The sequence below is a fragment of the Bacillus sp. TH17 genome, from assembly GCF_016651125.1.
In the GTDB taxonomy this organism is placed as follows: Bacteria; Bacillota; Bacilli; order Bacillales; family Bacillaceae_G; genus Bacillus_A; species Bacillus_A mycoides.
The window spans coordinates 839506-865516 of record NZ_JAEKEN010000001.1; the positions used below are offsets into that span (position 1 = coordinate 839506).

25 protein-coding genes and 1 other annotated feature (1 of these 26 cut by a window edge) are annotated in these 26011 nt (G+C 36.2%); of the genes, 15 read left to right on the plus strand and 10 right to left on the minus strand.

Annotated features, from left to right (window positions below; genetic code table 11):
* Positions 1-61 (minus strand) — a binding site (T-box leader) (it extends 157 nt beyond the left edge of the window).
* Positions 62-166: 105 nt separating this feature from the next.
* Entirely contained in the window at positions 167-502 is a 336-nt protein-coding gene (locus JFT95_RS04145) for a DUF3899 domain-containing protein (protein ID WP_201050402.1), read from the minus strand.
* Positions 503-865: 363 nt separating this feature from the next.
* On the opposite strand from JFT95_RS04145, the gene JFT95_RS04150 reads away from it, so the two are divergent.
* The 5 genes from JFT95_RS04150 to JFT95_RS04170 all read left to right on the plus strand — a co-directional run bounded on the left by JFT95_RS04150 (position 866) and on the right by JFT95_RS04170 (position 6574).
* Entirely contained in the window at positions 866-2515 is a 1650-nt protein-coding gene (locus JFT95_RS04150) for a peptide ABC transporter substrate-binding protein (RefSeq protein WP_201051527.1), read from the plus strand.
* 126 nt (positions 2516-2641) lie between these two features.
* Positions 2642-3571 (plus strand): oligopeptide ABC transporter permease, encoded by a 930-nt coding sequence (opp3b, locus tag JFT95_RS04155; RefSeq protein ID WP_000534165.1) that lies wholly within the window; start codon positions 2642-2644, stop codon positions 3569-3571.
* A complete protein-coding gene (gene opp3C / locus JFT95_RS04160) occupies positions 3568-4584 on the plus strand; it encodes an oligopeptide ABC transporter permease (RefSeq protein ID WP_012260546.1) in 1017 nt (338 codons plus the stop codon). The genes opp3b and opp3C overlap by 4 nt, the downstream gene beginning before the upstream one ends.
* Positions 4585-4602: 18 nt before the next feature.
* A complete protein-coding gene (locus tag JFT95_RS04165; protein ID WP_002011337.1) occupies positions 4603-5646 on the plus strand; it encodes an ABC transporter ATP-binding protein in 1044 nt (347 codons plus the stop codon).
* Entirely contained in the window at positions 5639-6574 is a 936-nt protein-coding gene (locus JFT95_RS04170; protein ID WP_002086978.1) for an ABC transporter ATP-binding protein, read from the plus strand. Before JFT95_RS04165 ends, JFT95_RS04170 begins: the two co-directional genes overlap by 8 nt.
* A gap of 191 nt (positions 6575-6765) precedes the next feature.
* Here JFT95_RS04170 and JFT95_RS04175 read toward each other — a convergent pair whose 3' ends face one another.
* Positions 6766-8211 (minus strand): MATE family efflux transporter, encoded by a 1446-nt coding sequence (locus JFT95_RS04175; protein ID WP_201051529.1) that lies wholly within the window; start codon positions 8209-8211, stop codon positions 6766-6768.
* 354 nt (positions 8212-8565) lie between these two features.
* Between JFT95_RS04175 and JFT95_RS04180 the strand changes: the two genes are divergently transcribed.
* Positions 8566-10212 carry a peptide ABC transporter substrate-binding protein gene (locus JFT95_RS04180; protein ID WP_002125935.1) on the plus strand — a complete coding sequence of 549 codons (1647 nt, stop codon included), beginning with the start codon at positions 8566-8568 and terminating at the stop codon, positions 10210-10212.
* Between the two features lie 29 nt (positions 10213-10241).
* On the opposite strand, the gene JFT95_RS04185 is transcribed toward JFT95_RS04180, so the two are convergent.
* Complete coding sequence (locus JFT95_RS04185; protein WP_000559981.1) at positions 10242-10445, minus strand: hypothetical protein; 204 nt, start codon at positions 10443-10445, stop codon at positions 10242-10244.
* Positions 10446-11025: 580 nt separating this feature from the next.
* Between JFT95_RS04185 and spx the strand changes: the two genes are divergently transcribed.
* Positions 11026-11421, plus strand: coding sequence for a transcriptional regulator Spx (spx, locus tag JFT95_RS04190; protein ID WP_002011348.1), 396 nt, complete (start codon positions 11026-11028; stop codon positions 11419-11421).
* A 50-nt stretch (positions 11422-11471) separates the two neighbouring features.
* Here spx and JFT95_RS04195 read toward each other — a convergent pair whose 3' ends face one another.
* Positions 11472-12146, minus strand: coding sequence for a TerC family protein (locus tag JFT95_RS04195; protein ID WP_002030376.1), 675 nt, complete (start codon positions 12144-12146; stop codon positions 11472-11474).
* Positions 12147-12582: 436 nt separating this feature from the next.
* On the opposite strand from JFT95_RS04195, the gene mecA reads away from it, so the two are divergent.
* The 4 genes from mecA to pepF all read left to right on the plus strand — a co-directional run bounded on the left by mecA (position 12583) and on the right by pepF (position 18088).
* Positions 12583-13266 carry an adaptor protein MecA gene (gene mecA, locus JFT95_RS04200; protein ID WP_002030378.1) on the plus strand — a complete coding sequence of 228 codons (684 nt, stop codon included), beginning with the start codon at positions 12583-12585 and terminating at the stop codon, positions 13264-13266.
* A 72-nt stretch (positions 13267-13338) separates the two neighbouring features.
* Entirely contained in the window at positions 13339-14883 is a 1545-nt protein-coding gene (locus tag JFT95_RS04205; RefSeq protein WP_002064255.1) for a cardiolipin synthase, read from the plus strand.
* A gap of 92 nt (positions 14884-14975) precedes the next feature.
* Complete coding sequence (locus JFT95_RS04210) at positions 14976-16211, plus strand: competence protein CoiA (RefSeq protein WP_201051532.1); 1236 nt, start codon at positions 14976-14978, stop codon at positions 16209-16211.
* Positions 16212-16261: 50 nt separating this feature from the next.
* Positions 16262-18088 carry an oligoendopeptidase F gene (gene pepF, locus JFT95_RS04215; protein ID WP_002134970.1) on the plus strand — a complete coding sequence of 609 codons (1827 nt, stop codon included), beginning with the start codon at positions 16262-16264 and terminating at the stop codon, positions 18086-18088.
* 132 nt (positions 18089-18220) lie between these two features.
* Here the strand turns inward: pepF and JFT95_RS04220 are convergent, their stop codons facing one another.
* From JFT95_RS04220 to JFT95_RS04235, 4 genes are all read right to left on the minus strand, one after another.
* Positions 18221-18394 (minus strand): hypothetical protein, encoded by a 174-nt coding sequence (locus JFT95_RS04220; protein WP_002086970.1) that lies wholly within the window; start codon positions 18392-18394, stop codon positions 18221-18223.
* Positions 18395-18624: 230 nt separating this feature from the next.
* Positions 18625-19518, minus strand: a complete 894-nt coding sequence (locus JFT95_RS04225; RefSeq protein ID WP_002011359.1) for a ClpXP adapter SpxH family protein — start codon at positions 19516-19518, stop codon at positions 18625-18627.
* The gene (locus JFT95_RS04230) at positions 19518-19916 is read right to left on the minus strand and encodes a globin domain-containing protein (protein ID WP_000043388.1); all 399 of its coding nucleotides are present in this window, start codon (positions 19914-19916) and stop codon (positions 19518-19520) included. Before JFT95_RS04230 ends, JFT95_RS04225 begins: the two co-directional genes overlap by 1 nt.
* Before the next feature lie 185 nt (positions 19917-20101).
* Entirely contained in the window at positions 20102-20680 is a 579-nt protein-coding gene (locus JFT95_RS04235) for a CYTH domain-containing protein (RefSeq protein ID WP_088038881.1), read from the minus strand.
* A 144-nt stretch (positions 20681-20824) separates the two neighbouring features.
* Between JFT95_RS04235 and JFT95_RS04240 the strand changes: the two genes are divergently transcribed.
* The 4 genes from JFT95_RS04240 to JFT95_RS04255 are packed head-to-tail and all read left to right on the plus strand — an operon-like array spanning position 20825 to position 23590.
* Positions 20825-21196 carry a UPF0738 family protein gene (locus JFT95_RS04240; protein ID WP_002030390.1) on the plus strand — a complete coding sequence of 124 codons (372 nt, stop codon included), beginning with the start codon at positions 20825-20827 and terminating at the stop codon, positions 21194-21196.
* A gap of 30 nt (positions 21197-21226) precedes the next feature.
* Complete coding sequence (yjbM, locus tag JFT95_RS04245; protein WP_002125951.1) at positions 21227-21865, plus strand: GTP diphosphokinase; 639 nt, start codon at positions 21227-21229, stop codon at positions 21863-21865.
* Positions 21866-21883: 18 nt separating this feature from the next.
* On the plus strand, positions 21884-22681 hold the full coding sequence (locus tag JFT95_RS04250; protein ID WP_002011365.1) for an NAD kinase: 798 nt from the start codon (positions 21884-21886) through the stop codon (positions 22679-22681).
* 15 nt (positions 22682-22696) lie between these two features.
* Positions 22697-23590 carry an RluA family pseudouridine synthase gene (locus JFT95_RS04255; protein ID WP_201051534.1) on the plus strand — a complete coding sequence of 298 codons (894 nt, stop codon included), beginning with the start codon at positions 22697-22699 and terminating at the stop codon, positions 23588-23590.
* Between the two features lie 45 nt (positions 23591-23635).
* Here JFT95_RS04255 and JFT95_RS04260 read toward each other — a convergent pair whose 3' ends face one another.
* Both JFT95_RS04260 and prpE read right to left on the minus strand, forming a co-directional pair.
* Entirely contained in the window at positions 23636-25030 is a 1395-nt protein-coding gene (locus tag JFT95_RS04260) for a peptidase G2 autoproteolytic cleavage domain-containing protein (protein ID WP_002140844.1), read from the minus strand.
* 223 nt (positions 25031-25253) lie between these two features.
* Positions 25254-25994 carry a bis(5'-nucleosyl)-tetraphosphatase PrpE gene (prpE, locus tag JFT95_RS04265; protein ID WP_088038887.1) on the minus strand — a complete coding sequence of 247 codons (741 nt, stop codon included), beginning with the start codon at positions 25992-25994 and terminating at the stop codon, positions 25254-25256.
* Between the last annotated feature and the right edge of the window lie 17 nt (positions 25995-26011).

The following is a 26011-nucleotide window of genomic DNA, read 5'->3' on the forward strand; positions in this document are numbered from 1 at the left end:
CACCAGCCACAAGCTCTCTGAAATTGCCTCAATATGTACTCTTCTTTATCATCGCATACATATAAATTTATTTATTGTTACCTAAGCTCTTTTAATATGAAAGAACTAAAGTTTTATAACAAAATGTTTTGCTGATTATTATATCATATGGGATAGTGTTTGCAAACTACATCAAAATAGTAAAGCTAATGAGGATCGAGAACAACCCAAGTACGATACCGGTAATACAAATCGGATACGTCCATTTGAATGAATATGTTTTATAAATACGTTCTTTCTTATCGATAGGTTCCTCTGCTTCTTCAATTAAAGAGTCAATTTTTTTATTCGTACCAAATACTCTTTGGAATGCGTAAATTGTTACGTTAAAAAATCCGTTTTGAAATATGAATAAAAAACCACCTATAAGAATAAAAAACAATGCAATATAGAATGAGATGTTGACAAAATTCAACAAAAAATGAGATGAAACGAGGAATGCGCCCACACTAGAAGCGATTATCGCAACCAAAAATAGTATACAAGTATGAAAAAAACTTTATTCAAAATATTCCCCTCCGTCAAAATATTACTAGAATTATTATACTATAAAAGTTATAATAAGTAATATAAATAATTTTTTGAAAATTATACGCAATTGAGGTTCTAATTTCAAGATGATGGTAGCAATGTTAACGTATCTCTTTACAAAAAATTAAAAATATAAACATTTTATTAAAAATTTTAACAAAAAAACAAAAAACTATATTCACAATCGTCATATTATATGTATAATGAAAATTGTAGAAACTTGGAGATTATTCTTTCAATTCTGTTTTTCTACAAGTGAGGGTACAGGAAGTGCAATTAGGGGAGGCAACACAACATGAAGAAAAAGATACCGTTATTACTTGCATCAACTTTAACTGCAAGTATGTTGCTTGGCGCGTGTAGCTACCAGAAAGAGGACGCAAAAGGAAAAGAAAACACTACTAGTAGTAGTAACGGAAAACAGATTCTTAATTTAACAGAGTTATCTGAAATTCCATCAATGGATGCATCGTTAGCATCAGATTCTGCATCTTCAACAGCATTAAATAATACGATGGAAGGTTTATATCGTACGGGCAAAGATCAAAAGAGAATGCCTGGGATTGCTGAAGATGTCCAAAAGCTAGATGATGGGAAGAAATACATATTTAAGTTAAGAAAAGATGCGAAATGGTCGAATGGGGAACCTGTAACAGCGAAAGACTTTGTGTATTCATGGAAAAGAGCAGTAAATCCAGATACAAAAGCGACGTATTCATACATTATGTTCGATATTAAAAATGCAGAAAAAATTCATAAAAAAGAATTACCTGCTGACCAATTAGGTGTAAAGGCGATTGATGATTATACATTAGAAGTGGAATTAGACAATCCCGTTCCTTACTTTATTGATTTAACGGTTTATCCGGTGTTCTACCCACTAAATGAGAACTTTGTGAAATCACAAGGTGATAAGTTTGGTTTAGAGGCAAATACAACATTATATAACGGGCCATTCGTTATGAGTGATTGGAAACATGAACAAAGCTTCCAATTTAAGAAGAACCCATCATATTGGGATAACAAGACGGTTAAAATCGAAGAAATAAATTTCAATATTGTGAAAAATACATCGACTGATGTAAATTTATATGAGACAAATTCGATTGATCGTGCGGCTCTAACATCGGAATTTGTTGATAAATTTAGACAAACTCCAGAGTTCCAAACACGAAAAGAAGCTGGAGTTGCCTACTTAAGATTTAATCAAAATAATAAGTATTTGAGTAATAAAAACTTAAGAAAAGCAATTTCAATGTCCTTTGACCGTGATAACATTGCAAAAGTTATTTTAAACAACGGCGCAATCGGTGCTTACGGATTTGTTGGAAAAGATTTCGCTGAAGGTCCGAATAAAAAAGACTTCCGTGCTGAAAATGGAAATCTAGTTGAAACGGATTCAAAAGAAGCGAAAAAACTTTGGGAAACAGCAAAGAAAGAGCTTGGCACTGATAAAATTGAACTAGAATTCTTAAGCTTCGATAATGAAGATGCGAAAAAAATTGGCGAATTCTTAAAAGGTGAGATGGAAAAGAACTTACCTGGTTTAACGATCAAAATTAAACAGCAGCCATTCGCACAAAAAAATAAGTTAGAAGACTCTCAAGAATATGATATGGCGTTTGGTATTTGGGGTCCAGACTTCCCAGATCCAGTCTCATATTTAGATATGTTTGTTACGAATGGTTCGCAAAATAAAACAGGATATTCTAATCCGAAATATGATGAGCTAATTCTAAAAGCAAAAACAGATACAAAAGATTTACAAGCTCGCTGGAACAACCTTTTAGAAGTAGAGAAAATATTAATTAAAGAGGATGCAGTTATTACTCCGATCTTCCAAAAAGGTTCAGCATATGTGGTAAAAGGTGCCGTAAAAGATATTATCCCAATTAACTATGGTGGTAGATTAACTTACAAATGGGCATCTGTTGAACAAAAATAATCTTTTTTCCATCGTTTACAAGGGTATATGCCTATGATGGGCATATGCTCTTATTTTAAAAAAATAAAAGTAAGAATATTTTAAACTATCTTATTGCTTTTGAGAAAAACGGGGAGGTGCTTGACTATGGGACGTTATGTATTAAAACGTTTCGTGTACATGGCTTTGACATTATTTTTAATTACTACACTGACTTTCTTTTTGATGAAATTACTACCGGGTTCTCCGCTTAAAAACCAGGAGAAGCTATCACCGGCACAAAAAGAAATCATTCTTGAAAAATATGGTTTAAATGATCCGGTACCAGTTCAATATGCACGTTACTTAGGTAACTTAGCAAAAGGTGATTTAGGGGTATCATTCCAATATGATAACCGCCCAGTAACAGATATGATTGTGGATCGTATTGGACCATCAGCACAACTTGGTTTACAAGCGATTATATTAGGAACATTTATCGGTTTAATTTTAGGAATCGTTGCGGCGCTTCGTAACAATACGTGGGTCGATTATGGGGCGACAATTATTTCCGTACTCGGGATGTCGGTACCCTCATTCGTATTCGCCGCATTACTACAATATTTCGTAGGGGTAAAACTTGGTTGGTTCCCAGTAGCATTCTGGAAAGGACCGGAGTTTACAGTAATGCCTACAATTGCCTTATCGATGGCAGTTATCGCAACAATCGCACGTTTCGCTCGTGCAGAGTTAATTGAGGTTATGCAAGCAGACTACATTTTAACAGCGAAAGCGAAAGGAATTAGCCAAGGCGTTATCATTATCAAGCACGCACTGCGTAACGCATTAATTCCAGTTGTAACAATTTTAGGACCAATGGTTGCAGGATTAATTACAGGGACACTAGTTATTGAGCAAATTTACGCTGTACCTGGACTTGGGGAACAATTCGTTAAATCGATTACAGTGAATGACTATACAGTTATTATGGGAACTACAATTTTCTATAGTGCGATCTTCATCTTAGTTATTTTCATTGTCGATATTTTATACGGAATTATTGATCCTCGTATTCGTTTAGCGGGAGGGAAAAAATGATGAAAGATGTACAAAAATTATCTCCAGATTTATTTCAACCAGCCAATCAGAGTAATGTTGATAATGAAGTCATTGCCCGTCCAAGCTTAACGTTTTGGCAAGATGTAAGAAGACGTTTGTTCCAACATAAAGGTGCAATGTTTGGTTTCATATTATTAATGCTTATTGTACTACTAGCAATTTTAGGACCGATGGTAAGTAAGCATTCTTATAAAGAGCAGGATTTAGGTCGTGCGAAAATGCCACCGAAAATTCCAGTGATTGAAAATGTTCATTGGCTACCATTTGACGGTACAGATCAATATGGTGTTGACCAATATGAAAAACGTGATATTAAAGAGTACTTCTGGTTTGGTACAGATGATCTTGGCCGTGATTTATGGACAAGAACATGGGAAGGTACACGAGTATCATTATATATCGCTCTTTTAGCAGCAGCGATTGACTTAGTAATTGGGGTTGCATATGGAGGTATTTCAGCCTTCTATGGCGGCAGAGTAGATAATATTATGCAACGTATTATGGAGATCATTAACGGTATTCCATACTTAATCATCGTTATTTTAATGGTAATCATTATGGGATCAGGTATTTGGTCAATTACACTTGCGATGGCAATTACAGGTTGGATAGGGATGTCGCGTATCGTTCGTGGACAGATCCTAAAATTAAAAAACCAAGAATATGTATTAGCATCTCGTACATTAGGGGCAACGAATACACAGTTAATTGTGAAGCACTTAATTCCGAACGTAATGGGACCAATTATCGTAATGACAATGTTTACAATTCCAACAGCGGTATTTGGTGAAGCATTCTTAAGCTTCATCGGACTAGGTATTCAGCCACCATTCGCATCACTTGGTTCTCTTGTAAATGATGGTTATAAATCAATTCAAACGTATCCACATATGATGTTCATCCCAGCGGTTGTCATCAGTATGTTAATCTTAGCATTCAACTTAATTGCAGACGGATTACGCGACGCGTTAGATCCAAAAATGCGTAAGTAAAAGAGGGGAGAAGTAAAAATGAAAACATTGCTAGAGGTAAAAGATTTGCAAGTCTCCTTTGATACACATGCAGGTGAAGTACAAGCTGTACGCGGTGTTACTTTTGATTTGAAAAAAGGAGAAACATTAGCGATTGTAGGAGAATCTGGTTCTGGTAAATCAGTTACTTCTAAAGCGTTAATGGGATTAATTCCGAATCCTCCAGGGCGTATTAAAAACGGTGAAATCGTATTTGAAGGTCGTGACTTAACGAAACTAACAGAAAAAGAAATGCAACAAGTACGCGGTAAAGATATTGCGATGATTTTCCAAGATCCAATGACATCATTAAACCCAACGATGACAATTGGAAATCAAATTATGGAAGGCCTTATTAAACACCAAGGGATGAGTAAAGCAGATGCACGTAAAGTTGCGTTAGAATTAATCGACCTTGTAGGTATTCCGAATCCAGAAGCGCGCTTAAAACAATATCCTCACCAATTCTCAGGTGGTATGAGACAGCGTGTAGTTATTGCGATGGCGTTAGCTTGTAACCCGAAATTATTAATTGCCGATGAGCCGACAACAGCGCTAGACGTTACAATTCAGGCGCAAATTTTAGAACTTATGAAGGACATTCAGCAAAAAACAGAAGCAGCAATCATTTTCATTACGCATGACTTAGGTGTAGTGGCAAACGTTGCAGACCGAGTTGCGGTTATGTACGCTGGTAAAGTTGTTGAAATTGGAACTGTTGATGAAATTTTCTACAATCCAAAACATCCATACACATGGGGCTTAATCGCATCTATGCCAAGCTTAGATGGTGCAGAGGACGAGCTATATGCGATTCCAGGAACGCCTCCAGACTTATTAAAACCGCCAAAGGGTGATGCTTTTGCACCACGTAACCCGCAGGCATTGAAAATTGATTTTGAAATGGACCCACCTTTATTTAAAGTAAGTGATACACACTATGCGGCAACTTGGTTACTTCACGAGCAAGCTCCAGAAGTAAAACCACCGGCAGTCGTTGAAAAACGCATTCTTCAAATGAAAGCAGGTGAACAACATGACTAAACAACGTGAGAAATTAATTGAAGTAAAAAATGTAAAGCAGCACTTCGACGTGAGTGGTGGTGTTGTCAAAGCGGTTAATGATATTTCATTTGATATTTACCGCGGAGAAACATTTGGTCTTGTAGGAGAATCAGGTTGTGGTAAATCGACAACTGGAAGAACGATTATTCGTTTATATGATGCAACTGCTGGTGAAGTGTTGTTCGATGGTGAAAATGTACATGGTAAAAAATCACGTGCCGAGCTGAAGAAGTTCAACCGTAAAATGCAAATGATTTTCCAAGATCCATATGCATCATTAAATCCTCGTATGACAGTAGGGGATATTATTGCAGAAGGTATTGATATTCACGGACTAGCAAAAGGCAAAAAAGAGCGTATGGACCGTGTTCATGAATTATTAAATACAGTTGGTTTAAATAAAGAGCACGCAAACCGTTTCCCGCATGAATTCTCAGGCGGACAACGTCAACGTATCGGTATCGCTCGTGCGCTAGCTGTAGAACCTGAATTTATCATTGCTGATGAACCAATCTCAGCACTTGACGTATCGATTCAGGCGCAAGTTGTAAACTTACTGAAACAGTTACAAAGAGAAAAAGGTTTAACATACTTATTCATCGCCCATGATTTATCAATGGTAAAATACATTAGTGATCGCATTGGTGTAATGTACCGTGGTCAAATCGTTGAGTTGACAACAAGTGAAGAGTTATATGCGAATCCAATGCATCCATATACAAAATCACTACTATCTGCAATTCCGCTTCCAGATCCAGATTATGAGCGCAATCGTAAACGTATCGTATACGATCCATCTCAACATCAATATGGTGAGGAAGCACCAACAATGCGTGAAATTCGCCCAGGACATTTTGTATTATGTTCTGAAGCAGAGTATAAGAAATATAAAGAAATCTATCAATAATAAAGTAGAGCCATTCTTCTATTAAAGAAGGATGGCTCTATTTTTTTATACTAATTAAACTTAATTTAGTATAAAGAGATTTTATCCAAGTCCTTTTTCGGTTTAAAGACAGCAAATTAAGAGTTTCCAAGAATGAAGAAAAGGCGACTGAAATCCAGCCGCCTTTTTCTTCATTTAGAAACACTTTTATTTTACTGCGCTTGAACAGAAACACTCTCATCTTGCTCATTTGGTTTAACAAGTGCATAATTTTCCCACGATCTACTTCTCCAGCGGAAGAACATAATAATTGCTCGCGTCCATTCGTCGATAGCAATCGCTAGCCAAATACCAACGAGCCCCATGTCTAAATGGAAGGCGAAAAAGTAACCGAGTGGTAAGCTCATTAACACCATGGAGAATGCGCCGATTAAAACAGGGTATTTTGCATCGCCAGCTGCACGAAGTGAATTAATGATGACGATGTTCATCGTTCGTCCTGTTTCAAGTAGTACACTTAGTAAAAGAACGCTTGCCCCTAGAGCGATAATATGAGGATTATCCGTAAATAGTCCCATTAATTGTGTTCGGAATGTAACAACGAGAATGACCATAAATAAAGTTACACCAATCGCCCATTGTACACTTTTCCATACACGTGTGTACGCTTCATCCTTTTCATTTCCGCCAACTAGGCGTCCAACGATAATAGCTGTTCCCATACCGATAGCAATGGCGAATAAATAAGTGAACATGGAAATGTTAGTAGCGTATTGTCTTGCAGCTAACGATTCCGTACCTAAGTATGTTGCGTAATATAAGAAGACAATTTGACAAGCTTGATACATGACTTGCTCGAATGCCGATGGAATGCCGATCTTTAAAATTTTGCCAACGTATTCTTTTGATAAAGTGAAGTAATATTGTAATTTCACACGGTATTCCATAACGCGGTACAGTAACCAGAAGAAAACGATAAGTGCGATTAACCGGCTGACAGCAGAAGAAATAGCAGCCCCTTGCACACCAAGTTCAGGAAGACCGAATTTCCCGAAAATAAGTACGTAGTTTCCGGCGATATGAATGATATTCATTCCAAGCGAAACAAACATTGCTTGCTTTGTAAAGCCGTGAACGCGGATAATTGCGGCTAATGAGTTAATAATAGCTTGAAGGAAAATAGCTCCTCCGACGATGGATAGATAGCTTTGTGCATACGTTAGTACATCGCCTTGTAAATTCATTGCCATCATCATATGTTTTGAAAATAAAAGAAAACCAGCGCTTATAATGAGTCCGACCACTAAATTTAATGTGACGGCTAATGCTGATATTTTTGATGCTTCCATAAAGCGTTTAGAACCGAGGTATTGGGATACAACGATAGCTGCACCATTCCCTATGACTTCTAGTACTAAAATCGCGATATGAAGGTATTGATTCGCTGCACCAACCCCAGATACAGCATCGTCTGATAATGCACTTAACATGAAAGTATCAGCGATCCCCATCAGCATAAAAAGAAAAACTTCTAGAAAAATAGGCCATGTTAATAAGAATAAACTTAATTTCTCTGTTGGCCCGTTTTTTGAGCGAATTGCTGTCATGTCCGTCCCCTCTTTACCGATATCTATTTTTAGCAAAGTGTATCGTAACACACTTTCATATCCTTTGCACTTATTTTAGCCTACATATTTTCAATATGAATAAACCTTCATTTTATGACAAAAAAGGAGGAATAATTATGCGTAAGATATTATAGAATATAAAATTTATTTTTCTCTGATAATTTAGAAGAGTATAAAAATGACCATTTTTAACACTTTAGTTCAATAAAAACGCAGTGTGAAACGTTTACAAAGGCACGTGGTGTTAACAGAAAATTTTAATGAAATAGAAATATAAATATACAAAGAATATATTTATGTGTATAATATGAATTATTAGAACATATATATATTTCTTTCTGTTTGAAAATGAAAGGGCTAACATTTTTTTGGGAGGGTGGAAGTATGAAAAAAAAGATACCAGTTTTTGTAGCATCAACAGTAGCAATGAGCATGATTTTAGGGGCATGTGGCTACCAAAAAGATGAACCGCAAGCGAACGCAAAAGGGGATAGCGGGAAAAGCGGTGCGAAGCAAGTTATTAACTTAATTGAAACACAAGAAATTCCAACGATGGACCCAGCGTTATCAGCTGATGCAGTTTCTTCAAAAGTAATGAACAATACGATGGAAGGCCTATACCGCCTTGGGAAAGACGATAAATTAGTTCCAGGTGTAGCGAAGGAATTCCAAAAGTCAGAAGATGGTAAAAAGTATACATTTAAATTACGTGAAGATGCAAAATGGTCAAATGGTGAACCTGTAACGGCGAAAGATTTCGTGTATGCATGGCAAAGAGCAATTAATCCAGATACAGCTGCGAAATCGGCGTACATTATGTACGATATAAAAAATGCTGAGAAAATTAATAAAAAAGAGATGAGTCCAGACCAATTAGGTGTAAAAGCGATTGATGATCATACGCTAGAAGTAGAATTAGATAATTCTATTCCATATCTTGTTGATTTAATGGTCTATCCGATCTTCTATCCTGTTAATGAAAAGTATGTGAAAGAGCAAGGGGCGAAGTTTGGTTTAGAAGCAAATACAACACTTTATAACGGACCATTTACATTAAGTGATTGGCAACATGAACGTAGCTTCAAAATGACAAAGAGCTCATCATATTGGGACAATAAAGAAGTGAAGCTTGAGGAAGTAAACTTTAATATTGTAAAAGATACGTCTACGCCAATTAATTTATATGAAACAAACGCAGTCGATCGAGCGACGTTATTAGCAGAGTTCATCGATAAATATAAAGGAAAACCAGATTTCAAAACGGTAGAAGATACATCTGTATTCTTCCTTCGCTTAAATCAAAAAGACCCAGCTTTAGCAAATAAAAATATTCGTAAAGCAATTTCTCTTGGTTTTGACCGTAAACCATTCGTTGATACATTATTAAATAACGGTTCTAAGCCAGCGACGGGATTAATTCCTGACAATTTCATTAAAGGACCGGATAAAAAAGATTTCCGTGTTGAAAATGGAGATATTGTAAAACCAAATGTAAAAGAAGCGAAAAAGTATTGGGAAGCTGGTAAAAAAGAGCTTGGTAAAAACGAAATTGAATTAGAGCTATTAAATGAAGACGTTGAATTATCGAAGAAAACTGGTGAATATTTAAAAGGTGAGTTAGAAAAGAATTTACCAGGTTTAACAGTGAAAATTAAACAACAACCATTCGCGCAAAAACTAAAATTAGAAGATGCGGGCGACTTTGTAATGTCATTCTCTGGATGGAGTGCAGACTTCCCAGATCCAGTTACATATCTTGATATGTTCGTAACTGATGGGGCACAAAATAAAATGAAGTATTCTAATCCGAAGTACGATGAGATTATTATGAAAGCGAAGAAAGATGGAAGCGACGTAAATGCTCGTTGGAAAAACTTACTTGAAGCAGAAAAAATGTTACTTGATGACGCTGCGATTGTTCCAGTATATCAACGTGGTAGAGCATATTTACAAAGAGAAACAATTAAAGATATGTACAACCATAAGTATGGCGGGGAAGTAAGCTTCAAATGGGCATCAGTAGGAAAATAACAAAAAAAGCAGGTGATTACCTGCTTTTTTTAGTACGTACGTTTTTTATAAATGCCTTTTCCGCCAACTTGGTTCCAGCCAGATTGTACATCTAAACTTTTATTAACAAACTTCATTTTTTCTTTCCCACCAAAGAGTTTTTCACCGATGCTATTTGTAATGACACCAATCAATGCTGTTATTCCGATGATGAGGGTAGCAACAATGATAAAATCAGTAAAAAAAGCGATCATATGCAAATTCCCCCTTTGTCTGTCTGTATTTTTATTGTATGAGATAAATGGTAAAAAAGAAAGAAATGTCAGAAAAATATTCGATTTACTTTAGAAAGCATATAGACATGAGCGGAGAGATTTGTTAAAATAAGAACAAATGTTCCTTTTTATTTCTAACCTTTAGAGTCTTACATTTCCCAATTGTTTTGTCGGGAAAAGGTAAGAAAACGCTCTCTTTTTAATGGGGAAGATTATGAAACTGTAATTGTATATCAAGTGAAGATTATTGTAGAAAGTAAGTATCAAAAGGGTTGAGGACCGTTGTTAAAGGACAGTTTTACTGAGTATAATCATGTTGCATAGCAGTGGAGTACACGGAGGAATTTTCTCAACTAGCAGTAAATTCACTGTATATTTCTTGCAAAAACTAGTGTATAATGATTATAGAAGTTACTTATTAAAAGTAATTATTGTTGCTTACATGAATTGCGATTTTTTACTTTGCTATAAGACAAGTTATCGCGAAAAATTGCGGAAGTTAGAAATTTAAACTGTAATTAGTACAGAATTTGTACTCTTTAAGGAGAGTGAGCTTTGTATGGTAACATTATATAGTTCTCCAAGCTGTACGTCTTGTAGAAAGGCGAAATTATGGCTAGAGGAAAATCATATTCCTTATACAGAACGTAATATTTTCTCAGATCCATTAACGATTGATGAGATTAAAGAGATTTTACGTATGACAGAAAGCGGAACGGATGAGATTATTTCTACTCGTTCAAAAGTTTTCCAAGAATTGAATGTGAACTTAGAGTCTTTACCACTTCAAGATTTATATAAGATGATTCGTGACTATCCAGGTATTTTACGTCGTCCAATTATGATTGACGAAAAACGCCTTCAAGTAGGTTACAACGAAGATGAAATCCGTCGTTTCTTACCACGTACAGTAAGAACGTTCCAATTACGTGAAGCACAGCGTCTTGTAAATTAATTATAATAATATGAAAACCTTCTACCTATTATAGAGTAGAAGGTTTTTTTTTACTGTTTAACATTACGTAATCGCACTTGTTGAACGATAAAGCCTATGCATAAAATGGTGAAAATGAACAAATAAGGGATACTTGTGGCAAAACTAGGATTATGATGAAAAAACGTTGCAAGTCTGTCTTCATGTGTAATCATTTTTCCTGCTGTATAGGCAAGAACTGCTGCTCCGCAATAAATGAGAAATGGAAAGCGTTCCATGAGTATTAAAATAAGTTTGCTTCCCCAAATGATAATCGGGATAGAAATGAATAAACCGATAATTACGAGTGAAAGTCTTCCGTGAGCTGCTCCTGCAATGGCAATAACATTGTCAAACCCCATAACGAGATCCGCGAATACAATTGTACGCACAGCTTGGAATAAAGTCGTTTTTCCTTTGATAGAAGAAAGATCGTTGTTATTATCAGTGAGTAAATTGACCGCAATTAATGTAAGTAAAATTCCGCCGGTGAGTTGTAAAAATGGGATATCAAGTAAATAGACAGCTAGTATCGTGAGGAGAATTCGTAGCACAATTGCTAACATAGTACCAATCAAAATGGCTTTATTTCGTTTTGCTTCAGGTAAATTTCGGCTAGCTAGTGCGATGACAATTGCGTTATCGCCACCTAGTACAACATCGATACCGACAATCAGTAGTACAGATGTTAAAAACTCTAAGTCCATTCGTCTGCCTCCATTTATGATGTTTTAATAAGCGAAATATATGTATGTGGTGAAGAAAGTTTGTCTAGTTTTGATCCCGCGCTCCCAGGGACAAAATAATCACCTCTAATAGAAGTTTCACTTTATTACAGTGTACGAGGGAATATGGGAATGTATGTCCAAATTTTTTGCGAGCAGTGAATTGGTATAATGGTATATTTATTCCGATTGGTGCGAGCTAATAATCAGTGGAGGATGAAAAAAATACTGATTATTGTTTCACTTTATGTAAAAAGTCGAATACAGATAGGTATATAACTATTTTTGTAAAATAAATCGATTTTATTTCCCTTCTGGAGAATCTTATCATAAAATGAGAGTACAAGAATCTATTGTTTTGTCATATGAGTGGGGAATCCCTTCATAACAATTCTAAGCAGGAAGGGAGCGTTGTATTTTGGATATTGAAAGAATTAATGACCATACGATGAAATTTTTTATTACGTACATTGATATAGAGGACAGAGGGTTTAATCGTGAAGAAATTTGGTATGATCGCGAACGAAGTGAAGAGCTCTTTTGGGAGATGATGGACGAAGCTCGTGATCATGATGATTTCTTTATCGATGGGCCGTTATGGATCCAAGTGCAAGCAGTCGATAAAGGGATTGAAGTACTTGTAACGAAAGCGGAGCTTTCAAAGGATGGACAAAAGCTGGAACTACCAATAGGTGTAGACAAAATTATAGACATTCCTCTAGATGAAGGCATCGAATCATTATTCCAGCAAGAATTAGTGGAAGAGGTAGAAGAACAAATAGGAACAAACTTTAATGAAGATGGTACGTTTGGCTTTTTAATTAAGTTTAATGATTTTGAAGATGTTATTTCATTAAGTCATCGTCTTATCTTTGAAGATATAAAAGATGAATTACATTCATTTGAGGACCGATATTATGTATATGTGGAATTCGATGAAGTGCTACATGATGAAGAAGAAATTGATCGTATTTTAAGTATTGTTTTAGAATATGGAGAAGAATCTACTTTAACGATTCACCGTGTAAGTGAGTATGGGAAACAGGTTGTGAAAGAGCGTGCGCTTGAGACAATTCGCAACAATTTCCCTCCTAAAATGTAGGCCGATTTCTATAGTATGAAATCGGCTTTTTTTATGAAGAATAGGAAGGCTTTCTTAGTAAGGAGGTAAGAGATGAAAAATACGTTAAAACTACTTTTCTTTTTTCTACTATTGTTCGCATTATTTGTTTCATTACGCATGTTTATTGATGTAGCATTTTATTCGGATGTCATTGGGATAAAGGATGTTTCTATTTTAGGTATTATTAGTATTTTATTTACGGTTTCCGCATTTTTAATTGGATGTGTTATTTTCTTAGAAAACCGCCATCCGTCTAAAACACTTACGTGGTTAATCGTACTAGGTATTTTTCCGGTGTTCGGTTTCTTTGCTTATCTTTTATTTGGACAAAATTTTCGTAGAAAAAGAATGTTCCAAAAGAAGGCATTACTCGATGAACAGGCGTTTTTACAATATAAGGGACACGAAGATTACGAAGAACGGATTTTACGAAATCATAAGCATCAAGAATTGTTATTTCGTTTAGCAGATCGATTAGGTGCTTTAAATATTTCATTTCAAACTGAAACGAGGACATTAACAAATGGAGACGAAACGTTTCAGGCAATTTTAGATGGGTTAAATCGAGCGAAACACCACATTCATATGGAGTATTACATTGTGCGTGATGACAAGCTAGGTACAGAAATTAAAGATATTTTAATAAAAAAATCAAAAGAAGGCGTTGTCGTTCGTTTTTTATACGACGCGGTTGGAAGCTTTAAATTATCAAATTCGTATATTGAAGAATTGAATGATGCAGGAGTAGAAATGATTCCATTTTTCCCTGTGCGCTTTCCAATTTTAAACGATAAAATTAATTATCGAAACCACCGAAAAATCGTTATTATAGATGGAAATGAAGGGTTTGTAGGTGGATTAAATATTGGTGATGAGTATTTAGGGAAGGATAAATATTTCGGTTTTTGGCGAGACACGCATTTATATTTACGCGGTGAAGCAGTTCAAAGTTTACAGCTAATTTTCCTTCAAGACTGGTTTTATATGACTGGTGAGGCGGTATTAGCACCTGAATATTTACAAGCGGAAGCAGTTGAGGGTGATCATTGGGGCGGAGTCCAACTTGTTGGAGGTGGACCGGATAATAAATGGGAAACAATTAAACATTTATATTTTGCAATGATTGCTTCAGCTAGGAAATCGATTTGGATTGCAACACCATACTTTATCCCAGATGATGATATTTTATCTGCATTAAAAGTAGCTGCACTTGCAGGTATTGATGTTCGTTTGTTAATGCCAAGTAAGCCAGATAAGCGGACTGTCTTTTATGCATCAAGATCGTACTTTCCGGAGTTATTAGATGCAGGAGTAAAAATATATGAATATGAAAAAGGTTTTCTTCATAGTAAAGTTGTCATCGTGGATTCTGATCTCGCATCAATTGGGACAGCTAATATGGATATGAGAAGTTTTCATTTAAACTTTGAAGTAAATGCCTTTTTATATGATACAGGTAGCATTCGAAAGCTCGTTCAAGATTTTAAAGACGATTTAGAAGAATCCAGTGAAATTCATGTTGACCGATTTCATAAGAGACGTCTTCATAGGCGGATTGTTGAATCGACGTATCGGTTATTATCACCTTTATTATAGAAAGAGATGTCCTAATTTAGGACATCTTTTTTTTTTGAGAGGAATTTGTAGTAAATTGTAGAATACAAGAAGTTGAAAGGGTGTGATGGTGGATGTTTATTGCAAGGAGAGAAAACGGAGAGAAAATTCATCTATTATATAACCGGGATGAAGAACGTTTACGCGAAATGCGTAAACGAGAAAAATTCTTTTGTACAGCTTGCGGAAAAGAAGTGCAAATGAAATTAGGAACACAAAAGAGCTGGCATTTTGCTCATAAGAAAGTGGATTCATGTCTTACCTTTTATGAAGCAGAATCTATGTATCATATGCAAGGTAAAGAATTGTTATATAGATGGTTAAAACATCAAGATTTTCATGTCGATATAGAGCATTACCTTCCAAAAATCCAGCAAAGACCAGATGTTTTCGTAGAGAGAGCAGGTAGGGAAATTGCGATTGAATATCAATGCGCCAATCTCTCCATAGAACAGCTTTCTAAACGAACATACTCGTATTGGCAAGCTGGTATACAGGTCATCTGGATCATTGGTGGAAATCAATTAAAAAAGCAATCTGCATATTGGATGAAATTTTCCTCACTTCTGGCTTTCTCCTTACAATCTTATCCTCAGCCATTTCTTATTTTCTTCTGTCCGAAACAAAAATCGTTTATGAAATGCGCATTTATCACTCCGTTTTCTACAAATGTCTCTTTCTCACATACTATTTATTTACCAACTGATACGACTACTGTTGACATGCTCTTTTCCTCTGTTCCTTTCCAAAAAGAGGTATTAGGACAAGAATGGAAGAGAAAAAAGAACTATTTTCGGCAAAACGCTCTATCTATCTGGAATTATAATCATAAGTCACTACTCCGCCTCTTATATCAATATAAATGTACCCCAGCGAGCTTTCCTTCTGAAATCGGTGTTCCGCTCCCATCCGCGTTTGCTTTTCAAACAAATCCATTTACATGGCAAGCTTTTCTATACATGAAGTGTATAGGTGAGCTTGCGGTAGGGAATTGTATTTCCCTTCAATATGTGTGTAGTTATGTAAAAAAAAATACGGAAATGCGCTTACTTCCGTACTTTTCACAACATATATGGAAAGTAGCGGTTACTGAATATATGACTTTTTTATGTTTTGTAGGCGTGTTGCATAAAGTAGGGACTTATACGTACCGAAAAATGAGGAATATAGTTATGTTACAGGCGGAGGAGGAAGTTAGGAAATATGATGAGATTTGCCTAACTTATGCGCTATCTCTATTTGAGACAAAGTTCAACATGAGAGAAGAAAAAGGGGATATAATAAAGAATGAACGTGAAGGAATTACATAAGAAAAACAGAATTGTACTTAAGTAGAGATATTTAAAGGAGGGCTTACAGAATGTCTGAACAAAATAAAGCAAAAACATTACCAGATCGCAATGAGATTGAAGAAGCAAGTACATGGCGATTAGAAGATATTTTCCAAACAGATGCAGAATGGGAAAAAGAATTCCAAGCTATTAAAGAGCTATTGCCAAAGTTAACTGAATTTAAAGGGAAGCTTGGCGACTCTGCAGACAATTTGCTTGAGGCATTGCAATATGAAGATGAAATTTCAATGCGATTAGGTAAGCTATATACATATGCACATATGCGTTACGATCAAGATACAACAAACTCTGTGTATCAAGCACTGAATGATCGCGCAACAAATTTATACTCACAAGTATCTAGTAGCACAGCGTATATCGTACCTGAAATTTTATCTATTTCAGAAGATACATTGCAAACATTCTTACAAGAAAATCGAGAACTAAGTGTATATGAGCATGCGTTAGAAGAAATTACACGTCAACGCCCGCACGTATTATCTGAGGCAGAGGAAGCGTTATTAGCAGAAGCATCTGAAGTGATGAGTGCATCAAGTAATACATTCGGTATGTTGAATAATGCGGATTTGAAATTCCCATCTATTAAAGGTGAGGATGGAGAAGAGGTAGAAATAACACATGGCCGTTACATTCAGTTTTTAGAAAGTGATGATCGTCGTGTTCGCGAAGATGCATTCAAAGCTGTATTTGAAACGTATGGGAAATTTAAGAACACATTTGCAAGTACGTTAAGCGGGGCAGTGAAACGTAATAATTTCAATGCACGTATTCGTAAATATGATTCTGCTCGCCAAGCAGCATTAAGCAATAATAATATTCCTGAAGCAGTATACGATCAACTCGTTGAAACAGTAAATGATAACTTACATTTATTACACCGTTACATTGATATTCGTAAGCGTGCACTAGGACTTGATGAGCTTCATATGTACGATTTATATACACCACTTGTACAAGAAGTGAAAATGAATGTGAAGTATGAAGAAGCGCAAGACCTGTTATTAAAATCTTTAAACGTACTTGGTGATGAATATGTTGAAATTTTAAAAGAAGCATATGAAAATCGCTGGGTAGATGTGTACGAGAATAAAGGCAAACGAAGCGGAGCATATTCATCTGGTGCATACGGAACAAATCCGTATATTTTAATGAACTGGCATGATAATGTAAATAATTTATATACACTTGCTCATGAGTTTGGTCATTCGGTGCATAGTTATTACACAAGAAAGACACAGCCACACGTATACGGTGATTATTCAATCTTCGTTGCAGAGGTAGCATCAACTTGTAATGAAGCGCTTCTAAATGATTATTTATTAAAAACGACAGAAGATAAAAAAGAGCGTCTATATTTATTAAATCATTATTTAGAAGGATTCCGTGGTACTGTATTCCGTCAAACAATGTTTGCAGAGTTCGAGCATATCATTCATAAAAAAGTACAAGAAGGACATGCGGTTACGCCAGATATGTTAACGGAGATCTACTACGATTTAAATAAGAAATATTTCGGGGATGCTTTAGTAATCGATAAAGAAATCGGTTTAGAATGGTCTCGTATTCCGCACTTCTATTACAACTATTACGTATATCAATACGCAACAGGATTTAGTGCAGCGACTGCGTTATCTAAACAAATTTTAGAAGAAGGGCAACCAGCAGTAGAACGTTACATTAACGAATTCTTAAAAGCGGGAAGCTCCGATTATCCAATTGAAGTGTTGAAAAAAGCAGGAGTTGATATGGCATCTCCTGAACCAGTGAAAGAGGCACTTCAAGTATTTGAAGAGAAATTAAATGAATTAGAAGCGTTATTATTTGAAGAAAAGTAATGAGAAAAGACGAGGGATTTTATCCTCGTCTTTTTTGTTTGAAAATGTTTTTGTCGATATTTGTCGGAAAAATAAGGAGGATTTCCTTACTTTTTCTAAATTAGAAGGCAGTTTTACAGTTGATTTTTGTAATTAAAATCCTTTAAATCGTTTTCTATAGTTGAAATAAGAGACAGCGATGACGATAACTCCGAATAAAAGAGGGAAGGCAATAATTTTAGGAAAAGCTTGTAGTAGAGAAAGGATGTACAAGAAAAAAGAAACAATGAAAGCTAGAAAAATTAGCGCGATATGAGACTTTTTCATTAATAAAACCTCCTAAATGTTCTTTTTTATAGCTTATTCAAAAATGAAAACGTTTAGAATGTGACAAAAATGTGAAATTCGACAAAAGGGGTTGTCATCTGACGTCGAATCTTGTAATATAATAAGCGTGAACGAATTCACATACAAACATATACCCCTTTGTTTGAACGTGAAAATTTCTCCCATCCCCTTTAATATTTTTATAAGCCGTAAAGAAAAAGACCTGGTGTTTACACCAGGTCTTTTTCTTTTGCTATCCATTTCCAATAACGCTCGCACTTCACTTCAATCATTTGTACTTTTCGTTTTAGTTGTAATTTTTTTAGTTCACGCTCTATTTCTTGCTGAGGGCAGTCATATATAAATGAGATTTCCTTTGAAGAAATAAATTGTGTTGCTTCTAGTAATACTTCTAAAGGAGGTAATGGTTCTGGCTCAATTTCGCATTTTACCAGTTCTTTTAATAGCTGTACGTATACATCATAGGAATAAATCCCTGTGATTTTAATACCTTCCTCATCTGAATTTGCATGAAAAAATAGGAGGGAAGGTATTTCTGTAATATGCATCTCATTTGTGAATTTTAGGTCGCATTGGAAAGCTTTTTTTGCGCTAACTGAGTGTAGGTCTTTTTTAAATTCCTCTACATCAATGCCACTATCTTTAGCACATGTAAGCAATAATTCACAGTCAGGGTTTGATACATTTTCAAGAAAAATGTATTCTTGGAGTTTTCGCAAAAACTTCGAACCTGCTTTTCGGCCTTGCAACTCCGCCGCCTTAATTGCCATCGAAACTAAATACGGTGTTGACGACGCCTCTTGCATATGTACTTTTCCATCACATGAAAAACCTTGTAAACTTGTTGTCTTTTCCCACACAAATCGAATATTAGCAGGTTTATTCCATTTGTGTGAGGAAGCGTTCGCCCCGTCCACTTTTCCTGTTACTATATGACGAATAGAGAAGTATTTCCCATACTCAAGCCATAGTTTAATAATAAATGGCTCGATATCCCAGCAATCTTTACAAAGTGGATCAATAAATAAATATGCTTCTACAGATTTATGCTCGCATGTGGAAGGAGAAGGCATATTTATATGCTTTGCTTCCTGCTTATCCATTACACTTCACCTGTTTCATTTGGAGTATTGACCATATGTTGAGCAGTTAATGCTAAACGTTCAAAAACAAACTCTCTTATATGACCGTGCACTCCTGTATCATCCATTGCTTGCTCCATACATGACAGCCAAGCTTCTGCGCGTTTTGGAGTAATCTCAAACGGAAGATGGCGTGCTCTTAGCATAGGATGCCCATGTTCTTCAGTGTATAAATTAGGACCACCTAAATATTGTGTTAAAAATTGTTTCTGCTTCCTAGCAGTTTCTGTTAAATCATCCGGGAAGATCGGAGATAAGTCAGGGTGTTCACTGACATAGGAATAAAATGTATCCACTAATGTTGCAATGCATTGTTCACCGCCGATTGCTTCAAATGGTGTCATCGGTTGCTTGCTCATCCTTTATAAACCCCTTTTTCCATGAAATGTATATCTATTGTAGCAATGGAATGTTATGAAGAGCAACTAAACAGCCTTCATAACATTCTTTGCTTATTCTATATGTTGCTAATAAATCTTTTACTTTTCAAAAAGGTGAAATGTAGCCGTAAGTACAGCTCTTCTTGACTGATGGAAATTTTACTTTAGCGCTCTTCGTTTTGTTTGGCAAGGAAAAAGCGTTTTACTTTGTTGTTTGTATGCCGAACTGGTACGTTATGTTGCTTTAATAACCTTATAAATGCTGCTTTACCGGTCTTTTCATCTTGCACTTCGTATTCAATTTCATAATCATCGTGATTGTAATAGAAACTATGATCAAAGACAAGCGTTCCGCCTTCAAATAATATTTCAGCTCTTTCTGTTGTTAAACTACCCATATAAGTTAAAGCGGAAACGGGAATTTGTAATTTGTGTAGCTGATCCATTACAGTTCCTTGAATGATTGTGTTTGTTTCCATCATAAGTTGTGCTTCTTTTTCTGTTACAGACTGATGAGTTTCTAATAAACCAATTTCAGCAGGTTGTTTTAATGTTAATGTATAAGTTCCATCTTTATGACGAATACGAAGTGCAGAGCCCGTATCTTTTAAAGAGAAGTGAGGCGTTTCAAAGTAGTGATTTACTTGTTTTGTAAATGCTTCAATAGAAAAAGATTTGCATAATGTTTGGAATTCTTTCTCTGTAACCATATTTTTAAATTCAATTTCAATTTCTTGTGTCATTGTATGCGCTCCTTTTGAAAAATAATTCTTTCCACATTATCGCTTTTTCGCAAATTTGGTTCAATGTTTTATTTGTTTGCGTCCATGTTATGATACAATAATACTGTTAAGTAAGACAGGAAGTTGAGATGGAGGAGTTCGAGTATGCAAAATAAAATTCAAGTTAAGAGCGTAGAAACGAGAGAGAATGCGCTTATTTTTTGTGCGGAAAATACTGAAATAGAGGTAAAGGAGTTAAGTGCGCGTAATCACGTACTTGTAGACTCAGACAATTTATCATTTTTATATATCTTAGAAAATGAATCATCTTTCATTTATGTAAGTATTCCGCATACATGCTGGGAAGCAGTGCATGAAGCGATGAATAAAGATACAGCGATGTTTATTCGCGTGAATGATGTTGAAATAGAATTAGAAGGATTAAAAGAAGAAGTAGAATATTTAGTTGAAAATATTGAAGGTAATGCAAATTACGGAGAAGAACTAGTAACTGCTGTAGAAAAAGTGTTTCTATAAGCAAATGGATTGATTTTGGTGGTGGTTGAAATGAATCGTAATTGGGAAGAATTTTTAGCACCGTATCACCAAGCGGTGGCGGAGCTGAAAGTGAAACTAAAAGGAATGCGTACTCAATTTGCAATGTTAACGGAGCATTCTCCAATTGAGTTTGTAACAGGAAGGGTAAAGTCGGTTGCAAGTATTATTGATAAAGCGGAGAAGAGAAATGTACCGCTAGACCGAATTAGAGAAGATATGCAGGACATCGCGGGCCTTCGAATGATGTGTCAATTCGTAGATGAGATTAAGCCTGTTGTAGAATATCTTCGAAAACGAAATGATTTTGACATTGTAGAAGAACGTGATTATGTAACGCAAAAGAAAGATAGCGGCTATCGCTCTTACCACGTTGTCATTAGTTATCCTGTTCAAACGATACAGGGGGAGAAAAAAGTGTTAGTTGAAATTCAAATTCGCACGTTAGCAATGAATTTTTGGGCAACGATTGAGCATTCTTTAAATTACAAATATAGTGGACGTTTTCCTGAAGATATTAAAATACGCTTACAACGTGCAGCGGAAGCGGCGTTTTTATTAGATGAAGAAATGTCTTCCATTCGTCTTGAAATTCAAGAAGCGCAAAAGGTCTTTTCACGAAAGCAGGAAACGAAAGATTCTGAATCATAAACTAAAGGGTGTTGGGCGATGAAATTTACAATTATGTCAAAGGGAGATCAATCATCAGATACACTAGCAAGTACGATGAAAGAATACTTGTTAGATTTTGGGTTTACAATGGATGAAAAGGAACCTGATATTGTAATTTCTGTTGGGGGAGATGGAACGCTTTTATATGCATTCCATCGTTACTATAATCGATTAGATGAAACCGCATTTGTTGGTGTACATACAGGGCATTTAGGTTTCTATGCAGATTGGTTACCGACGGAAGTAGAGAAGTTGGTGATTGCAATCGCTAAAACACCGTTCCAAGTGGTTGAATATCCACTTTTAGAAGTGATTATTCGCTATGTGAATGGTAGTAAAGAGTCGCAGTATTTGGCGATGAATGAAGCGACTGTAAAAAGTGCAGAAGGTACATTAGTAACAGAAGTGGAAATACGCGGAGAGTATTTCGAAACGTTTCGCGGAGATGGTCTTTGTATTTCTACTCCTTCAGGAAGTACCGCGTATAATAAGGCGCTTGGCGGAGCAATTATTCACCCTTCTATTGAAGCGATTCAAATTGCAGAAATGGCATCTATCAACAATCGTGTATTTCGTACGGTAGGTTCGCCGCTCGTACTGCCGAAGCATCATACATGCGTTTTAAAGCCGGCTGCAGGAATGAACATGCAAATTACCGTGGATCATTTGACGATGGTTCATCAAGATGTGAAATCAATTCAGTATCGCGTTGCAAACGAGAAAGTACGATTTGTTCGTTTCCGTCCGTTCCCATTCTGGAAACGTGTTCGTGACTCGTTTGTTGCAGATAAATAGAGAGGGTTTATATATTTGAACAGATTTACATTGAAATGGGATATAGGGCTGGCTGAAGAGGGAACTTTAGTTAGAGAATTTTTGAAAACAAAAGGGATTTCGAAAGCTGCTTTAACGGATATAAAGTTCCGCGGGGGAGCAATTGAAGTAAACGGTCAACACACAAGTGTTCGTCACAAGTTACAAGCTGGTGAAGAGTTACAAATCTTTTTTCCAGTGGAGGAAAGAAGTGAAGGGATGGAAGTGGAAGAGATCCCTTTATGTATCGTATATGAAGATGATGCGGTTCTTGTTATAAATAAAGAAGCAAATATGTCGACGATTCCGTCTAGGGAGCACCCGTCAGGAAGTATTGCAAACGCTCTTTTATATCATTATGATAAACAAAATCTTGCAAGTACGGTGCACATTGTGACGAGGTTAGATCGTGATACTTCAGGGCTTATGCTAATTGCGAAAAATAGATTCGTTCACCACCTTTTATCGAAGCAGCATCAACAAAAAGGGGTGAAACGAACGTATGAGGCAATCGTTCATGGGACTATTTTAGAAGAAGTAGGAACGATTGACGCGCCAATCGGACGAAAAGCGGATAGTATTATCGAGCGAACTGTCTGTGAAGAGGGTCAAAGAGCTGTTACTCATTTTAGAGTGATGGAGAGTTCTTCCGATAAGACGCATGTAGCGCTTGAGCTCGAGACGGGAAGAACACATCAAATTCGTGTACATATGGCATATATAGGACATCCGCTACTTGGGGATGATCTATACGGTGGCCGAAGAGATGTGATAAAACGTCAAGCGCTGCATAGTACATCTTTGACGTTTTATCATCCTATTTTAGAAAAGGGAATGACTTTTACCGTAAGTATCCCAGAGGATATGCAATACGCTTTACATAACAATTAAAAGGGAACAAAATTCTTATCATAAAAAGAATTTTGTTCCCTTTTTTTAGCGGAATAATATTAAAATTTGATTTTCACCAGTACGTTTTATAACGAAAAAGCCACTTTCAGCTTTCGTGGCAATGCCGTCATCATTCGGACGACAATATCCGTGTGTTTCGCAAGTGCCGTCATCACGTACTAACATTTGTCCAATTAATCCGACAGGAAGCCACTCAGTACGGTCTCTTCTTGATATATACTTACAAGCTGGATCCCATTCTGTATTTAAAAGAGGTCGTATTTCTTGCGTATCCGTACGCGTATATTGACGTTTTCCGAAGCTGTCTGTTTTATAGCGTTTTTGCCAACTTAAAGCACCGCTATTTCCTATGAGAGCGGGGGTAGCGCTAGATATTCCTAATATGAATGAATCATTTGAAGTAGCTTTTCGAATTTTTTCTTCGCTACTAAATGTAATGAAATAGCCGATATCAATAGGGCTATGATCTGCTGCCTCAAACATTTGTGCAAAATCAGTACCACCTGCATTGTAAGAAGCACCATCGATATACATTTCTCCGTTATGGGCAAGCCATTTGGCACCTATATTATAATCAGTGTCATTTGTCCCATTTGCGATAAACCAGGAATAAGCTTCTTCTGCTGTACCAAATTTACCCATAATATGGCTGCCTGCAAAATTAGCTGTTGATGTATGATTTCCTTCCGCATGAGATGAGAATCCGTTAGCGATAGTTGCGGTTCCTTCTGCATGTGCTGCTTCGCCCAAAGCAATTGCATGTTTTCCTTCTGCATGAGAATAAGAGCCGCCTGCTGTCGTTTCACTTCCTTCGCTATGCGAACTATGTCCAGTTGCCTTTGTTTTTGTCCCTTCTGCATGAGAAAAGGGACCCGTTGCATGTGTAAGAAGCCCTTCTGCATGTGAAGCGATTCCATCAGCTTTAGAGTGAAGTCCTTCTTTATATGCGTGACGAGCTCCTTTGTTATTTTCTTTTTTTATAGGTGTAGGTACAGGAGCCTGAATAGGGGCGGATCTTTCTATTTGTACATCGTTGCCCGAGATTAATGCTTCTTTTATTTTTTTTACTTGATTTATAATAGTAGCTGGAATTTCTGGTTGTACTTTTTCCTTTATTGCTGCAGGAATGTTTTCTTCTATATTTTCTTGTATCTTTTCCGAATTAAGCACAGGTTCATCATTATTAGAAGCGAGCTTCTTTTTTTGTTTTGCTTTTATTTTCCTGCTATCTATAATTCGCCTCATAACAGCATTTTCTAAAGAGACATATGTTTCTCTCGGTTTGCTTTTTTTTGATGACTCTTGTTCTTCTATTTCTTCTATAGCTGCAGCTCGAATACTGCACCAGTTGTTAATTCCATACATGGGATGGTATAAAGGGTGGAATTTTCTTTTTTGTTTAGAAGATTTTTTCTTCATTCCGTCACCTCCTGCGACAGTATATGCCGTGCAATTAAAAAAAGATGCACTTTATTGCATCTTTTTTTAATTGCTTTATCTAGTTTTAGTGTGGAATATGTCTAGAAAACACCATGATCCTCTGCAAATCGTGAATTGTATTAAGTAGAGGTATTTATCCCGATTGGTGCAGGCTAATAATCAGGGGGGGATGAACAAAACCCCCACTGATTAAAGTTTCACTTTATGAAATTGGGCGGAACTTTTCAGGGACAAAAGGTAGGGAAGAAGGGACAGAAACGGTCTCCAACTCAGGGTAACGTAGTCCAGTTAGTTTACCACCAAATACAGCACCAGTATCAATATTGACTGTATGATTCACAAAGCGAGGTTCATTGACAGGTGTATGTCCATAAACAATCCATGTTTCACCCTTATACTCTTTCGCCCAATCTTGGCGGACAGGTGAGCCGTCAGGGTGTTTTTCGCCTGTAATATCACCATATAATACAAAGGTTTCTACTTTTTTATCTTGTCTTCCTATGTAATCTTGCCGAATACCAGCGTGACAGACGGTTAATTTTTTTTCATCCAGTATGTGATATAGCGGTGATTGTTCGTAAAGAGTAATGAATTTTTCTTTTATTATTTGTTGCTTATTAGAAGGCAATGCTTCATATTCTGCAACAGTTGTTTCGAGCCCATGAGCGATTGTAACATTACGTCCAAGGAAGAAACGATACAGTTTATTACAGTGATTCCCTGGAGCATAATAAGCATCTTTTCTATTTATTACGAGCTCCCATACAATTTCAATCATCGGTAATGAATGAGGACCTCGGTCTGTAATATCACCAACGAATGCAAGCCTTCGTTTTGCGTTATGAATTGGGATACCACTATCCCAGCTATACCCTAGTTTCGTTGTTAAATCTTGAAACTCTTGGAAGCATCCGTGAATATCACCTATAATGTCATATTTCATATTTAAACCTCCAGCTC

Excerpts from the sequence above, each read along its gene's own strand:
- JFT95_RS04150 (WP_201051527.1), top strand. The coding sequence starts at position 866 with ATGAAGAAAAAGATACCGTTATTACTTGCATCAACTTTAACTGCAAGT.
- opp3b (WP_000534165.1), top strand. The coding sequence starts at position 2,642 with ATGGGACGTTATGTATTAAAACGTTTCGTGTACATGGCTTTGACATTA.
- opp3C (WP_012260546.1), top strand. The coding sequence starts at position 3,568 with ATGATGAAAGATGTACAAAAATTATCTCCAGATTTATTTCAACCAGCC.
- JFT95_RS04165 (WP_002011337.1), top strand. The coding sequence starts at position 4,603 with ATGAAAACATTGCTAGAGGTAAAAGATTTGCAAGTCTCCTTTGATACA.
- JFT95_RS04170 (WP_002086978.1), top strand. The coding sequence starts at position 5,639 with ATGACTAAACAACGTGAGAAATTAATTGAAGTAAAAAATGTAAAGCAG.
- JFT95_RS04180 (WP_002125935.1), top strand. The coding sequence starts at position 8,566 with ATGAAAAAAAAGATACCAGTTTTTGTAGCATCAACAGTAGCAATGAGC.
- JFT95_RS04185 (WP_000559981.1), bottom strand. The coding sequence starts at position 10,445 with ATGATCGCTTTTTTTACTGATTTTATCATTGTTGCTACCCTCATCATC.
- spx (WP_002011348.1), top strand. The coding sequence starts at position 11,026 with ATGGTAACATTATATAGTTCTCCAAGCTGTACGTCTTGTAGAAAGGCG.
- JFT95_RS04195 (WP_002030376.1), bottom strand. The coding sequence starts at position 12,146 with ATGGACTTAGAGTTTTTAACATCTGTACTACTGATTGTCGGTATCGAT.
- JFT95_RS04205 (WP_002064255.1), top strand. The coding sequence starts at position 13,339 with ATGAAAAATACGTTAAAACTACTTTTCTTTTTTCTACTATTGTTCGCA.
- JFT95_RS04210 (WP_201051532.1), top strand. The coding sequence starts at position 14,976 with ATGTTTATTGCAAGGAGAGAAAACGGAGAGAAAATTCATCTATTATAT.
- pepF (WP_002134970.1), top strand. The coding sequence starts at position 16,262 with ATGTCTGAACAAAATAAAGCAAAAACATTACCAGATCGCAATGAGATT.
- JFT95_RS04220 (WP_002086970.1), bottom strand. The coding sequence starts at position 18,394 with ATGAAAAAGTCTCATATCGCGCTAATTTTTCTAGCTTTCATTGTTTCT.
- JFT95_RS04225 (WP_002011359.1), bottom strand. The coding sequence starts at position 19,518 with ATGGATAAGCAGGAAGCAAAGCATATAAATATGCCTTCTCCTTCCACA.
- JFT95_RS04230 (WP_000043388.1), bottom strand. The coding sequence starts at position 19,916 with ATGAGCAAGCAACCGATGACACCATTTGAAGCAATCGGCGGTGAACAA.
- JFT95_RS04235 (WP_088038881.1), bottom strand. The coding sequence starts at position 20,680 with ATGACACAAGAAATTGAAATTGAATTTAAAAATATGGTTACAGAGAAA.
- JFT95_RS04240 (WP_002030390.1), top strand. The coding sequence starts at position 20,825 with ATGCAAAATAAAATTCAAGTTAAGAGCGTAGAAACGAGAGAGAATGCG.
- yjbM (WP_002125951.1), top strand. The coding sequence starts at position 21,227 with ATGAATCGTAATTGGGAAGAATTTTTAGCACCGTATCACCAAGCGGTG.
- JFT95_RS04250 (WP_002011365.1), top strand. The coding sequence starts at position 21,884 with ATGAAATTTACAATTATGTCAAAGGGAGATCAATCATCAGATACACTA.
- JFT95_RS04260 (WP_002140844.1), bottom strand. The coding sequence starts at position 25,030 with ATGAAGAAAAAATCTTCTAAACAAAAAAGAAAATTCCACCCTTTATAC.
- prpE (WP_088038887.1), bottom strand. The coding sequence starts at position 25,994 with ATGAAATATGACATTATAGGTGATATTCACGGATGCTTCCAAGAGTTT.